Below are 14,744 nucleotides of genomic sequence, written 5' to 3'. Positions count from 1 at the left end.
TATAGTATCCAGTTGCAGACGCCCCGCTGCAACAGCTATTGCGAGTTGAGCCGGCCGCTGCGTAAAAACTGCCAGGTACGGGTGATATCAAGAATATCGGTCTCTTTTCTGATCTCGTTGGGAAAGGGTGAAAAGGGGGCGGCCAAACGCACGATTCGGACTGCTGCGTCATCAAGGATCTTATGGCCGGAGGAATGGAGTACCTTGATCTGTTCAACGCTGCCATCAGCCTTTACCGCGACATGGAGTACCAGATTGCCGTAGAGTCTGCTCCTTTTTGCCTGGTCAGGATAGTGAGATTACCTATTCGTTCCACCTTTCTCCGCCAGGCATCCAGGTATGCGGCATATTTATACTCCTTTGTACTGGCATTTATCGACTTTCGCTTGGGCATTTTTGCATAGGCCCGGGTCTTCTTTTCCAACTCGGCGGTCACTCTGGCTATTTCCAACGCCTTACTGCTCAACAGCTGTTTGGTTGAAGGAGTGGGTGGAGGAGCTTCCCGGGGTGGCGGAGTTGGTGTCTTCAGCTTGGAGATCGCAGTGTTGAGTAGAGGCTTTTGGGGTTGTGGTGTCACCGGTTCTGTCGGTGTCGACAATTCGGGTATTGGTAGAGCCAGCGGTGCCGCAGCCTCTGATGTCGGGGGTTTGACCAGTTTGCTCTCCTCACCTCCACCCTGTTGACTGGTTTGGGCAAGAAAATCGGGTTTTTCATCCGTCTTGTTGTCTTCCGTTGGGCGTCGCAGCACCATCACCTCCAGGCTTTGCTGGCGAAATTCCGGTTTGCTTTTTTCGGTTGGTTTGAAGGTGATGCCCAGAATGACGAAGGCATGGACGCAGGCAGCGGCGAAGAGGCTCACGCCCAAAAGATCAGTCTGTTTGCCGATGACCATCATTTGTTTAGCTTATTGCTAATCGCATCCATTAGATCTGCAGCGATATCGAGTCCATACTGGTTATCCAGTTCTCTGATACAGGTGGGGCTGGTGACGTTTATCTCTGTCAGATAGTCACCGATAACATCGAGCCCTGCAAACAGGATTCCCCTCGACCTGAGTGCCGGACCCACCTGTTCGGCGATCCATCTGTCACGCTCTGTAAGGGGTACGCCCTCACCCCTGCCGCCAGCCGCCAGATTACCCCTGGTCTCGCCTTCTGCGGGGATTCTCGCTAGGGCAAAAGGTATAGGTTCTCCATCAATCATGAGTATACGCTTGTCACCGTTTGAAATCTCAGGAATGAATCGCTGAGCCATGGCGTAACGGCTGCCATGGCGGGTCAATGTCTCTATGATTACACCCAGATTGGGATCATTCCGGGTTATCCGGAATACAGACTCACCACCCATTCCCCCCAGGGGTTTGAGGATCACATCACCCTGTTCCTGATGGAATGTGCGGATCTCATCGGCGTTGCGGGTTACCAGGGTGGGTGGGGTGCACTGGGGAAAGTGGCTGGTAAACAGCTTTTCATTGGCATCGCGCAGGCTGTTGGGGCGATTGACCACCAGGCAGCCGTGCATTTCGGCCTGCTCCAAAAGATAAGTCGAATAGATATATTCCATGTCAAACGGTGGATCTTTGCGCATCAATACGACATCCAACTGATGCAGGGGCAGTAGGTGCCTTTTACCGAACTCAAACCATTTCGATCGATCATCCCGGAGCTGCAGATCACAGGTCGATGCCCAGCAGACACCATCCCTTAGTGAGAGGTTTTTCTGTTCCATATAGTGAATTCGCCAGCCCTTGGCCTGTGCGGCAAGTAACATTGCGAAAGTACTGTCTTTTTGGATTTTGATGGTACCGATGGGGTCCATCACTACGCCGAGTTGTATGGTCATGAAGGCATCTTAATGGGCAAAAACAGAGTTAAGTTTTTAAATTCATTGCCGATATGGTGACTTACATATGGCAGTCAGCGACTTATTGCAAGCTTTAAGTTTCTGAATTGGGAAGTATATTCTTGATGCAGACAGGCTGTCTTGCTATTTTGGGGGTGTTATATATCAGGTTAATGGAACTGACCGGGAGTAGAGTCCTTCTGATGGTGCACCCCCATATGCTCGAGAGGGTAGTGTCTGAGTTAACTTAGATAATAATTGAGGTGTATTGCGATGGCGACACGGTATGCCCGTATCACCTGCGAATTTTATATCTTTTTGAAATTCAAGGTATTTGCGCTGTTTGCAATGCTCTTGTTCGCTCAGTTTACTGTTGCTGAGGAGGATCCCTACCTGTCAGCTATTTCGTCTGAAGCTGAAAAGGTGGAGTCAACGGAAACCACCACTGGCAGCGAGGTTGACGATGAAGATGTGGTTGACGGGCCAAGCCTGAAGGCATTCGAGGAGGATCTCAAGGCGAGTTACATGGGTAGTTTTACTTTTTATAAGAAATTGCCAAGACGCTCTCGTGAAGAGGTATTCGAAGAGTACAAAGGTGGGGCGTCGATCGATGAGATACGTAAAAAGATTATGGATCGCTTTCTCAATCAATAGGCGTCATGCGGGACCTGATATCATCAGGTGTTATTTTTTGAGTCTAGGCCAAGTGGAAGCAGAAGGTTAAAGCATATGAAATGGCTCTATTATGGAACGCTGGTAGCTTTGGTAAGTTTCTTTCCTTTGCAGTCAATCTCGGATGAGTTGCAGGTTGGGAAGGAGATGGACATTAAGCTGACAAGTGATAAGCCCTATCTTCATGTCATCCACGAGGGAAAATCGGTGAAGGTGCAGCGGGTTCAGGATCCGGAGTATGTGCTCAAGGGATATTATGCGAAGACGGCTCGTAAATGTCCGCCGTTCTGTCTGCAGCCGATGCAAGTGGATTCAAGCGTGGCTACAATCGGTGAGGTTGAGCTCTTCGACTTTATGGAGACGAAATTCCGAGATGGCAAAGGAATCTTGATTGACGCGCGCACCCCTGAGTGGTTTGAGCGTGGCACTATCCCCGGATCGATCAATATCCCGTTCACTGTGCTCAGTAAAGTAGGTACTGCGGAAAATGATGATGCATTAAAGCTTTTCGGCGGTAGACTTAGGGGGGAAGTTGGCTCGATCTCGCGTAAGCTCGAGGAAATGGGCATTATCAATAGCGAGGGTAAAACCGATACATGGGATTTCACCAATGCCAAAGAACTCGTTCTCTGGTGTAATGGTCCGGAATGCGGGCAATCCCCCAGGGCAATCAAAGGGCTCTTGAGTGTAGGTTACCCTGCAAACAAAATCTTCTATTACAGAGGTGGTATGCAAATGTGGCAGCTGTGGGGGTTGACGACAGTGGTGCCAGGGGAATGAACCACTCTGTAGTTGTGAAAATAGGGTTGCTGGGGTGTTTTGGGTCTCAGCATTAATTCAGATTTAACTAGGTCCGTGACATGAGGATTTTGATGTGAGCGGTGATGATAATGAGATGGACATATCTGGTGTCAAAGTCATGGTCATCGATGACAGTAAAACAATCCGAAGGACAGCTGAAAGCCTTTTGAAAAAGGCAGGGTGCGAAGTCACAACGGCTACAGACGGTTTCGAAGCATTGGCAAAGATTGCCGATCACCATCCGGATGTGATTTTTGTCGATATTATGATGCCGCGGCTCGATGGCTACCAGACGTGTGCTCTGATCAAGCACAACGATGTCTTCAAGAAAATTCCTGTGATTATGCTCTCGAGTAAGGATGGACTGTTCGACAGGGCGCGCGGGCGTATCGTTGGATCGGAACAGTATCTGACCAAACCTTTCACTAAGGATGAGTTACTCGGGGCGATCAAACGCTATGTCAAGCATGCAGCATGACTTTTTAAAGACATTTTGACATCAGCCGATAAGGCAGAAAACCACCGGGTAGAGAAAGACGATGATTAAAAATATATTTCGCAAGGGCCGCGAACAATCCGTCGAAAGCGATGTGCCGGTATCGAGTCAGTCAAGGGCCAGGGTTCTGGTGGTCGATGATTCACCCACTGAAATACATATCTTCAAGAAAATCCTGGAAAAGCAGGGATATCAAATACTTGTTGCAAAGGATGGCCAAGAAGGCGTCGATGTGGCCAAGCAGGAACTGCCCGATATCATCCTCATGGATGTAGTGATGCCGGTTTTGAACGGATTCCAGGCCACAAGACAGTTGAAGAATGATGAGTCTACGGCAAATATACCTGTCATTATGGTCACCACCAAGGGGCAGCAGACAGATAAAAACTGGGGTATGCGCCAAGGTGCCACGGAATACTTGGTAAAACCAGTGGCTCCTGCCGAATTATTGCATAAGATCAAGGCGTTGATCGATGCCTGATACAACCCTTGCGCCTCCCTCCTCTGTAGAAACACCACAGGCTGTGGTGGGGCTCCTTGCGGAGCTGGAACAGCGTTGTAGAGATAGGGCCTATGGTCTGCCACAACAGAAGCTGATTCAGAGCTATTGGGAGGGCGTGATGTTCTATGTGGGGGAGCATCGTTTCGTTGCGCCATTGAGTGGCGTCAAGGAGATCCTCAATCACCCCTCTTCATTAACGCCCGTACCAGGTTCAAAGACTTGGATGATGGGAGTGGCGAACGTTCGTGGGACATTGATTCCTGTAGTTGATCTGCAGCTCTATCTGATCGGTATGAAAACCCGACATGGCAGGCGCAGTCGAGTGCTTGTAATTAACCTGGGAAGCGGTTTGACCGGGGTATTGGTCGGGGAGATGGTGGGTATGCGTCACTTTGCCAGGGAGACCGCGAGAAAGACGCAGTTCGTCAACGACAAATTTTCAAAATATGTTCAATTCGAATTTGATCAGGATGGCATGACATGGCCGGTTTTCAGTCTCTCGGCACTAGCGGAAGACCCGGGCTTTCAGATTGCCGCGACCTGATGCAATGGTGAACATCGGATGAGGACATGGGCTTTAGCTTTCGGGAGAATTCAGAATGAAAGGTAGACGCGCGGGTAGTACGTTGCCCTCCAACAAGGTCATCACCATATTAGCCATACTGGTACTGGTGAGTCTAATCCTTGCACTCGTAACCTTCTTGCACACGACCCAGCGTGAATCCTACGACGAGCAGTACCTGATCCGTGCTGCCGAGCAGCAGGTACTGGCTCAGCGAATCGCAAAATATGCTATATCCGCCGCTCGCGGTGAATTGCAATCGTTTGCGCCGCTGAAGAAGAGTCGTGACCGCTTCGACAACATCATGTGGGAGCTGAAGAACGGTACAAAAAGCCAGGGGCTCCCGGCTTCGCCCATAGAGGTAATGCCTACGGTGCGGAATCTGGAGAACAAGTGGCTTGAATTGCAGGGAAATATCGATGAAATACTAAAAGCGCAAGAGAATATTCTTGCGATCGATGAGTTCTCCGCCGTTGTTTCAGAGTTTGTTCCTCAGTTGCAGGAGTTGTCGGAGGAGTTGGCTGAGGTTCTGATCAACAGTAATGCTCCCAGACGACAGATCTATATCGCCACTGAGCAGGAGATGTTGATTCAGCGTATCAACTCAAACGTCAATCTGGTGCTTGAAGGTGGTCAGGAGACTGCAGCGGCGATTGACCAGTTCAGTCGCGATGCCGATTTCTTCGGCCGTATCCTGCAGGGATTGCTGAATGGCGACAAAGAATTGGGTATCGCCAAGGTCAACGACAAGATCGCCAAGCAGAGATTGGCGGATGTCTCCACACTGTTCGCTACCATCAACGACAATACCACTGAGATCATCAGCAATATTCCTGATGTGTTGCCAGCCCTTGAAGCGGCTTCCGTGGTCAACAATTCATCCGACAATGTAAGTAATGCAGCAGAAGAACTGATCGCGGCCTTTGGCGAATCTCCGGGTCGTTTCTCTGTTCTCGGGATAAAGGCAGGACCTGTAATGATCGCCGTGTTCGGTGCTGCAGCGGTGCTGTTTCTGGTGCTGTTGGGTGTGCAGTTGATTATGGATGCGCAACGTCGGGAACAGGCAAGTAAGCAACAGAATGAGGCAAATCAGAAAGCTATCCTCCAGCTGCTCGATGAAATGGGTGATCTGGCGGATGGCGACTTGACCGTAACAGCAAGCGTAACCGAAGACATTACCGGCGCGATTGCCGATTCCATCAACTATGCGATCGAGGCGTTGCGTGAACTGGTCACGACTATCAACAGCACCTCTGAGCAGGTTTCGGGCGCGACCCAGGAGAGTCGTGCCACGGCCATGCATCTTGCCGAGGCGAGTGAGCATCAGGCAGAGCAGATCACTCAGGCGAATGAGTCGATCAAGACGATGACCCAGGCTATCGATCAGATGTCGCAGGATGCGACCGAGTCGGCGGAGGTCGCGAAACGATCGGTGGAGATCGCGAGTACCGGTGCGGATACCGTGCGTAATACCATCTCGGGCATGGACAATATTCGTGAACAGATCCAGGAGACGTCGAAACGTATCAAGCGCTTGGGTGAAAGTTCGCAAGAGATCGGTGATATCGTTGAACTGATCGATGATATCGCGGATCAGACCAACATCCTGGCATTGAATGCCGCCATGCAGGCGGCCATGGCCGGTGAAGCGGGTCGCGGCTTTGCGGTGGTTGCGGACGAGGTGCAACGCCTTGCTGAACGTTCAATCAATGCTACCAAACAGATTGAAGCACTGGTTAAGACCATTCAGGCAGATACCAACGAGGCAGTCACTTCTATGGAAGCGAGCACCTCAGGTGTGGTCAAGGGAGCGACTCTGGCCGAGGATGCCGGTGAGGCATTGAAAGAGATTGAAAGCGTATCCCAATACATCGCTGACCTTACGGGTAAGATCGCATCATCAGCACAGGATCAGTCAAGTCAGTCGGTGACTGTCAAGGATACGATGAGTGTTATTCAGGAGATCACCAATCAGACTTCGGAAGGCACGCATCAAACGGCTAACTCGATTGGCATGTTGGCTGATCTTTCGGATCAGCTGCAGAAATCCGTTGCTGGTTTCCGGTTACCTTCATAGTGGCCGAGATCATCGATTGATGCGAATGCAGATGCGAGTTGCCATAGTCATCCCAACAACCATCCTGATTGGAGTGCGCCAAGTATGAGTAATGCGCAAGAATTTGGTGCTCTGAATTGGGTAAAGGATGAGTTGGACATCTCCATTCGCCATGCCCGGCAGGCCCTTGAGGCCTATGTGGAGTCACCCGGAGACGGCAGTTCGCTCGCTGTATGTGGTGATCATCTGCATCAGATTGCCCGTGTCTTGCAGATGGTACAGGTGTATGGCCCCAGTATGCTCACCGAGGAGATGGAACTGGTTGTCAGAGACATGGCAGAAGGTTCGGTCAGACAAGAGGAGGATGCGGCCGAAGCCTTGATGCTGGCACTTATTCAACTGCCGGACTATCTGGAGAAGCTGCAGGGCGGTGATGCCGATATTCCAATGATAATTCTGCCATTGCTGAATGATCTGCGTGCGGTGCGGGATGCTCCACTGCTGTCGGAAGCGGCACTGTTCAAACCTGAAATCGACACGGCTCGGGCAACGGGTGAAGCGAATGCTGAGTTGCCGATGTACGCTCGGCAGATCAGGCAGAAATACCATTTAGGCCTGCTCAGTTGGTATCGCAAACGGGATACCATTCACGGCTGGCCGCTGTTGCGGGATGTTTTCGCCACTCTTCATCAACATGCGGGTACAGAGCCGGTACACCATCTTTTCTGGGTTGCCGAAGGTCTGATGCACGGTTTGATCGAGGGATCGATTGCCCCGGGAATTGCTGTTAAGCAGTTATTCAGCCGTCTCGATCGCAAAATGAAGACGATTATCGACTCGGGTGAGCAGGCGCTGGTTGAGACTCCGCCAGAAGCTCTCTTGAAGAACCTGCTCTATTATATTGCCCGGGCGGAATCCGACAATACCCTGATAAAAGAGATCAAGGATGCCTATAACCTCGATTCTGTCATGCCCAGTGAGGCTGAACTGACCGAGGGTAGGTTGGGCTTGACCGGCTCCAACGCTGAATTGGCTGAGTCGATCAAGGATGCGGTTGGCAGCGAACTGACCCGCATCAAAGATATTCTCGATCTGTTCATGAGGGATGAAAAGCCTGACATGGAAATGCTGGGTCATCTGGAGGCCCCAATTCGGAAACTGGCGGATACACTTGGCATGATCGGCCAGGGTGCATTGCGATCGAGGCTTAATCGGCAAGCCGACAAGGTAAAGAATTTCGTTGAGCAGGAAGTACTGCCTGAAGAGTTCGAACTCATGGAGATGGCTGGAGACATTTTGTATGTGGAATCCTCGCTCAGTACCCTGCATACCTTTCAACCTGTAAAAGGGGATGGGTCGACTGATGATGATCTGGTGCAGAGTCTTCCGGAAGGTGAATACCAGAATCTGATCAAACAGACGGTCAGAGAGGCGAAAGTAGAGATTGCCAAGTCTAAGGAGGCGATCATCAGCTTTACCGAGGCAACGGATAACAGCTCGGTTTTAGATAGCGTCTATGAGAGTTTCAAGCGGGTTCAGGGGGCGCTGAACATGCTCAACCTGCGTGATGCCGCTGAACTGATGTATCACACGGGAGAGTTTGTACAATCCTACCTGATCGATGATGAACACATACCTGTCCGTCAACAACTCAACTCCCTTGCGGATGTGGTCAGCAGTATCGAGTATTATCTGGAGACACTGGTGGACGGGGCCGGTGATCGTCAGGAGATACTGGCAATCGCCCAGTCTGCATTGAATGATCTGCAGAATCTGGGCGGTGTCGAGATCACGACCTATACCGAACCATCCGAAAACATCAATCTCGAAGAGTCGGCCGATCAAACAGAGGGCTATGAGCTCGATGAGGAAGAGATCTCTGATCTGGAGCTGGGTGCCAGTAGCCTGCAGATAGAGCAGCCGCAGCCTGAGCTGGAAATCATCCCTGAAGAGTCCATGGACTCGGCACCTGCACAAGAGGCTGAAACTCAGGAACCAGAGCTTGAAATCGAGCAGGAACCCGAAATCGCATCTGTTGATAAGCCCGTGCTGGAGGACATCGATCCTGAGATCCTTGAAATCTTCACGGAAGAGGCGCGGGAAGAGCTGGAGGCAATCCAGCAACATCTTCCGCGGTGGCAACGAGATCAGAATGACAGAGAGGCGCTGGCAACATTCCGACGTTCGTTTCATACGTTGAAGGGAAGCGGACGCCTGGTTGGCGCGAAAGTGATCGGTGAGTTGGCCTGGGCGGTTGAAAACATGTTGAACCGCCTGATCGACGAGACCATCAAGGTCAACCCTGACATGATGGATCTATTGGACCGAGTCACCGATTCACTGCCGGAGTTGATCAGCTGCCAGGAAAAGGGTGTATATCCGGACCTGGATGTTGAACTTATCCAACGCCAAGCCTATGCGTTGGCTGATGGCAAGCCCATGCCTGTCGCCAATCCGGAGCAAATGGAGCGCGTTGACGAAAAGCCGGCAGAGGAAGAGGTACTCGAAGTAGATACCCAGCCATCTGAAGTTTCTGAGGATGTCTTGAGTGAAACCGCCACACCGGTGGTTGAGATTGAAGAAGAGTATGAAGAAGCGACAGATGCAGAAGAAACAGAATCAAAACAGGAATTCGATACCTTTCTCGACGAACTGTCGAGTCTGGAAATTGACACTGATCGATCTGAAATCTCCGACCAGGACTATGAACCAAGTGCCGAGGCTGCAGTCTCCGGGACAGATACCACAATAGATGCCGAAGAGATATTACCGGAACAGGCGGCCGAAGAGGGGTTGCTTGAGGACTTCACCGATTCCGATTTAGAGATCGAGATAGATTCGGAGTTGCTTGATGTCTTCGGTGAAGAGTCCGAGGAACATATACTGGAGATCGAGCAGTTCATCAAAGGGGCTAGAAAAGCGAAGACGGAGATACTGATACCGGAAGAGGTGGTGCGTGCTTGCCATACCCTGCACGGTAGTGCCCATATGGCGGGCATCTCACCAATCGCCATGCTCAGCGATGCGATGGAGGACTACGCCAGGGCATTGCATGAGCAGCAAATGGTTGTCGATGAGGAGATCCTTGAGCTGTTCGGTGGCAGTGTTGGTTACATTCGGAAACTGCTCGAGTGGTTACCTGAAGAAAGTCTGCCCGAACCTCATATAGACACCTACCTTAACGGTTTGCGCAGTGCACGTGCAAAAATTGAGGGTGAGGAGCGGGTAGCTGTCGAAACACAGCCTGAACAGGAAGAGGTCCGTTCAACAACTGACGATCTGGAGTCAGTGTCTGAAGTTGATCAATCTGTTGAGGAAGCTGGGGAGGCGGTTGTAGGGGAGCTGACGTCAGAATCGGAAATCGAAGAACCTGTTGAACCGATCGCGGATGACGCCATTGTACCATTCCCTGCGGATGAAGATTCGCAACCTGGCGAGGTAAAGACTGATCTACCCGGGACAGCCGATATTCCAACTCAGGATGCGATTGAATCAAACCTGATAGACCTGGCCAGCTACCAGCTCGATGAGGAACAGTTTGAGATTGAGGGAGATGATGAGCTGGTTGAGATCTTTGTCGAAGAGGGACGGGAGCTGTTGGACAATCTCGAACGGCACTACAACGGATGGACTGAGTCTCCTCTGGACACTGCAGTCGTGGACGATTTCAAACGCTCCCTGCATACCCTCAAGGGGAGTTCCAGGTTGGCAGGCATCAACCCAATAGGGGATCTGAGCCATGGTCTGGAAAACCTTTTCGAACGCATGTCCCGCGAAGAGATCGAACCGGATGCCTCTCTGCGGAATATGGTTCGCCAGGCCCTGGATGTCCTGGCGACACAAATCGATGATGCCGAGTCGGGCGGAAATGTACGCTTCTCATCTCAACTGCTATCCAGCCTGGAGGGGCCTCTCTCAAGCGCCGGGCTGAATGAGATAGATCAGGTTGAAGTCGAGGATGAGACTATTGACGGGGATCTGCAACTGGCCGAGGTTGAGGATGACGACCTTGAAGAGGAACTCCAGCTAATCGATGTCGAGGATGACGATCTTGAAGAGGAACTCCACCTAATCAATGTCGAGGATGACGATCTTGAAGAGGAAATCCAGCTAATCGATGTCGAGGACGACGCCGTTGAGGAGGAGCTGCCACTGCCCGAGGACAACGTGCTTGGAGAGGAGCTGGATCTGGCTGAAATCGACGATGACGGCCTAGAAGAAGAGTTGCAAAAGGCAGAAGAATCGGGTTTGGAATCTCCACAGACAGAAGCGGTAGATACCTCCTCCTACTATGATGAGCCAATGAGCTTTCTGCATGATGGCGACCTGTTCGAGGTGAGCGAGGATCCGGAGCTGGTTGAGATTTTCATTGAGGAATCACGGGAGTTGATGGAAGCCCTGGAGGACAATTATAACCAGTGGTGTGAAAACCGGGCAGACCATACAGGCCTGGATGGAATGCAGCGGGCGTTGCATACCATCAAGGGAAGTTCGCGTCTTGCCGGTATCGAGCCTGTGGGTGATCTGAGTCATGCCATGGAGTCCTTGCTGAACGGAGTAGTCAGGGGGCAGGTGGACATATCAGATAGAGTGTTCGCTGTTGTACGCCAGGCCCTGGATTTGATTGCCACACAAACGGATGATGTCGCCAATACCGGCAAGGTCCATCAAGCCGATCCGATGATCGAGCGGATCCAGGAAATCATCGATAATGCGTCACTGGAAGAGGATTCCATAGAAGAACTCATAGATCCGAACCTTGAGGAAGAGCTGGAAGAGTCTGAGAGGGGTGCTGATGCAGTCGCTGAATCGGCCCCTGACGATGAAGATTTGGTGATACCTTTCGAGAGCTTCAATCTTGATGGTGTCAACGAGGAAGCAAGCAATCTGACAGATGAATCCTTCATGCTTGCGCATGATGAAGTACTGCTTGATGTTGGTGAAGATGATGAGTTGGTGCAGATCTTCATTGAAGAGGCGAAGGAATTCATTGAGCATATCGAAAACAGTTATCAGCAGTGGTTTGAAGATGTTGAAGACCATACAGCCATCGATGGTGTACAACGCAATCTGCACACATTGAAAGGCAGTGCACGATTGGCTGGCATTATGCCGGTTGGCGATCTGAGTCATGCCATTGAATCGGTGATGACATCCATTGTCGAAAAAGAGATTGATCCGATCGATATGGTCACCGATGCAGTGAGACACGCCATCGACCACCTGGCCCAGCAAATCGAGACAATTGCGAAATCCGGTAAAGTGCCTGCCTCTGATAGCGAGGTCGATCAGCTGCAGAATCTGCTTGGCGGCGAACCCACGCCTTCACATGCAGATTTGGTCGAGCCGATCCAGGAAGTCCAGGTGGATGAAAGCAGCGAAGAGATGGAGGTGGCTGAAGAAGTCATTGAGTCGGCGACAGTACTCCCGTTCAACGAAGAGATTGCGAAGCTGCTTGAGCCGGATAAGAAAGAGGATGAGGAGAGCTTTAAGCCCACCAAGGAACAGGTACGTGTCAATGCGGATCTCATGGATCGCCTGGTTAATCATGCGGGTGAGGTGAGTATCTACCGGGCACGACTCGAACAACAGAATAGCGTGCTTGGGTTCAATCTGTCAGAGTTGGAGCAGACAGTTTCACGTCTGCATAATCAATTGAGAAACCTTGAAATCGAAACCGAGGCACAGATCATCTACCGTTGGGAACGGGAGCATGAGGATGATCGTGATAGGACCGAGTTCGATCCGCTCGAACTAGACAGATTTTCTACCATGCAACAGCTCTCCAGGGCCTTGATGGAGACGGTCAACGACCTGGGGAATATCAATGAGTCGCTGAGAGACCTGCAACGCGAAACAGATACATTACTGTTGCAACAGTCGCGTATCTCCACTGATCTGCAGGACGGGCTGCTGCGCACACGCATGGTGCCGTTTGCTCAACTTGTACCCAGGATGCAACGCCTGGTTCGTCAGACCGCCGGTCAATTGGGCAAGAAGGCCAATCTTGAGTGTTTTGGTGTTGAAGGGGAATTGGATCGCAGCATCCTCAACCGTATGGTACCGGTACTGGAGCATTTGCTGCGCAACTCGGTTTCCCATGGTATCGAGTTTCCCGAAGATCGTCAGAAAGCAAGTAAGCAGGAACTGGGCAGAATTTCCCTCTATCTCGATCGCGAGGCGACCGATGTACTCATCACACTCTCTGATGATGGGAGAGGATTGGATATCGAGGCGATCCGCAAACGTGCCCTGGAACAGGGTATGATCGATGCCAATGCCGAGATCAGTGATGATGACTTGATTCAGTGCGTGTTGTTGCCAGGATTCAGTACTGCCAAAGAGGTTACTCAGATATCAGGACGAGGCGTTGGTCTCGATGTGGTAACCAGTGAAGTCAAGCAGCTGGGTGGGTCTTTAGAGATCGATTCACAACCCGGTCGTGGTACCAGTTTTATCATTAGATTGCCTCTGACCCTTGCAATCTCCGATGCCCTGTTGGTTCGCGCGGGAGAAGAGATCTATGCGATTCCCCACGGCAGCATATCAGGCGTCGTCAGGATTCGCCGTCAAGAGCTGATGGGCTGTTATGAGGGGGGGCGTGAAGGCTTTAACTACGGTGGTAAGAACTACAAGGTCAGTTATCTCGGTCGTATGATGGGGGTCGGGAAGCACGAGATACCGGAAACGACGCGCTGGCTGCCTCTGTTGTTGTTGCAGACAGGTGAACATCAGGCTGCATTGCAGGTCGATGAACTGCTTGGCAGCAGGCAGGTTGTGGTGAAGTCACTTGGTAAGCAGGTCGGCAGTGTGCGTTGGATCACCGGCGGTACTATTCTTGCTGATGGAAGGGTGGCATTGATACTCGATCTTGCTGCCCTTGTGCGCATGGATGCCACTCATGCCGCTTCCCCGCTCAGCATAACCAAGGAGGCACCGAAAAAACGGGCAGAGGATCAGTTGCGGGTTATGGTGGTGGATGATTCCATTACCGTGCGCAAGGTCACCAGCCGCTTGCTGGAACGCCACGATATGGAAGTGGTCACGGCAAAAGACGGGGTCGAAGCAGTTGCACTGTTGCAGGAACAGGTGCCAGATATCATGTTGCTGGATATCGAGATGCCGCGAATGGATGGATTCGAACTGGCACGGCATATCAATAACTCCGTCGACTACTATGGTTTACCGATCATTATGATCTCATCCCGGGTGGGTGATAAGCATCGGCAACGCGCCATGGATTTGGGCGTAAAACGTTGCCTTGGTAAGCCATACCAGGAGAGTGAATTGCTGGATAATATCAACGAGGTCCTGGCGGAAAGCAGATTATGAGCCGAACCGTTGTCAAGGAGGTTAGAAGTATCCTCATTCCACTCCATGAGCTTCAACTCCTGTTGCCAAATGCAGTCATTGCCGAAGTGATAGGTTATCAGGAACCCGAGTCTGTGGAACAGGGAAAGCCTGATTGGCTTGTGGGGAGCACTATCTGGCGCGGTGTGGTTATTCCCATTGTCTCATTCGAGGGTATGCTGGGTGCGCGGGTCGTCATACCCGGACACCGTGGCAGAATCATGGTCATGAATACTCTGAACCAGCAACAAAAGCTCACCCATATCGGTTTGGTGGTGCAAGCCATTCCGAGCCTTGTCAGAGTAAGTGCCGACAACGTCATTCCGCTGAATTCGGAAGATGAACTCGATCCACTGATTAAACAGCGGGTGGAGTTGGATATGAATCCGGCAATGATACCTGACCTGGATGAAATCGAACGACAAGTTTTAGATGTCGTAAACTGACACCCGCCCTCATCCCG

The 14,744-nt window shown here is 51.3% G+C and carries 11 protein-coding genes; 8 read left to right on the top strand and 3 right to left on the bottom strand.

Annotated features, from left to right (window positions below; translation table 11 throughout):
- Positions 1 to 35 precede the first annotated feature (35 nt).
- From AB8516_RS09790 to gshB, 3 genes are read right to left on the bottom strand one after another with little or no spacing between them, the layout of a single operon-like run.
- Positions 36 to 254: an energy transducer TonB gene (locus AB8516_RS09790; RefSeq protein WP_369163256.1), complete on the bottom strand. Its 219-nt coding sequence runs from the start codon at positions 252 to 254 to the stop codon at positions 36 to 38.
- Positions 233 to 895 (bottom strand): hypothetical protein, encoded by a 663-nt coding sequence (locus AB8516_RS09785; protein WP_369160240.1) that lies wholly within the window; start codon positions 893 to 895, stop codon positions 233 to 235. Before AB8516_RS09785 ends, AB8516_RS09790 begins: the two co-directional genes overlap by 22 nt.
- Complete coding sequence (gene gshB, locus AB8516_RS09780) at positions 892 to 1,842, bottom strand: glutathione synthase (RefSeq protein WP_369160238.1); 951 nt, start codon at positions 1,840 to 1,842, stop codon at positions 892 to 894. Before gshB ends, AB8516_RS09785 begins: the two co-directional genes overlap by 4 nt.
- A gap of 273 nt (positions 1,843 to 2,115) precedes the next feature.
- Here gshB and AB8516_RS09775 point away from each other — a divergent pair, with 273 nt between their 5' ends.
- The 8 genes from AB8516_RS09775 (at position 2,116) to AB8516_RS09740 (ending at position 14,727) form a co-directional block, all read left to right on the top strand.
- Positions 2,116 to 2,496 (top strand): hypothetical protein, encoded by a 381-nt coding sequence (locus tag AB8516_RS09775; protein ID WP_069122741.1) that lies wholly within the window; start codon positions 2,116 to 2,118, stop codon positions 2,494 to 2,496.
- Between the two features lie 75 nt (positions 2,497 to 2,571).
- Positions 2,572 to 3,294 carry a rhodanese-like domain-containing protein gene (locus AB8516_RS09770; RefSeq protein WP_369160235.1) on the top strand — a complete coding sequence of 241 codons (723 nt, stop codon included), beginning with the start codon at positions 2,572 to 2,574 and terminating at the stop codon, positions 3,292 to 3,294.
- 115 nt (positions 3,295 to 3,409) lie between these two features.
- Positions 3,410 to 3,793 (top strand): twitching motility response regulator PilG, encoded by a 384-nt coding sequence (gene pilG, locus AB8516_RS09765; protein ID WP_069122973.1) that lies wholly within the window; start codon positions 3,410 to 3,412, stop codon positions 3,791 to 3,793.
- Positions 3,794 to 3,854: 61 nt separating this feature from the next.
- Positions 3,855 to 4,292 (top strand): PleD family two-component system response regulator, encoded by a 438-nt coding sequence (locus AB8516_RS09760; protein ID WP_369160234.1) that lies wholly within the window; start codon positions 3,855 to 3,857, stop codon positions 4,290 to 4,292.
- The gene (locus AB8516_RS09755) at positions 4,285 to 4,857 is read left to right on the top strand and encodes a chemotaxis protein CheW (protein WP_108291141.1); all 573 of its coding nucleotides are present in this window, start codon (positions 4,285 to 4,287) and stop codon (positions 4,855 to 4,857) included. Before AB8516_RS09760 ends, AB8516_RS09755 begins: the two co-directional genes overlap by 8 nt.
- Positions 4,858 to 4,912: 55 nt before the next feature.
- A complete protein-coding gene (locus tag AB8516_RS09750) occupies positions 4,913 to 6,952 on the top strand; it encodes a methyl-accepting chemotaxis protein (protein WP_369160231.1) in 2,040 nt (679 codons plus the stop codon).
- 84 nt (positions 6,953 to 7,036) lie between these two features.
- Complete coding sequence (locus tag AB8516_RS09745; RefSeq protein ID WP_369160229.1) at positions 7,037 to 14,263, top strand: Hpt domain-containing protein; 7,227 nt, start codon at positions 7,037 to 7,039, stop codon at positions 14,261 to 14,263.
- Positions 14,260 to 14,727, top strand: coding sequence for a chemotaxis protein CheW (locus AB8516_RS09740; protein ID WP_108291135.1), 468 nt, complete (start codon positions 14,260 to 14,262; stop codon positions 14,725 to 14,727). Before AB8516_RS09745 ends, AB8516_RS09740 begins: the two co-directional genes overlap by 4 nt.
- Positions 14,728 to 14,744: the final 17 nt, after the last annotated feature.

The sequence above is a fragment of the Candidatus Thiodiazotropha sp. LNASS1 genome, assembly GCF_964212655.1.
Taxonomy (GTDB): Bacteria; Pseudomonadota; Gammaproteobacteria; order Chromatiales; family Chromatiaceae; genus Thiodiazotropha.
The sequence above is the reverse complement of the archived record's forward strand: the minus strand, read 5'-3'. Positions and strand labels throughout refer to the sequence as shown.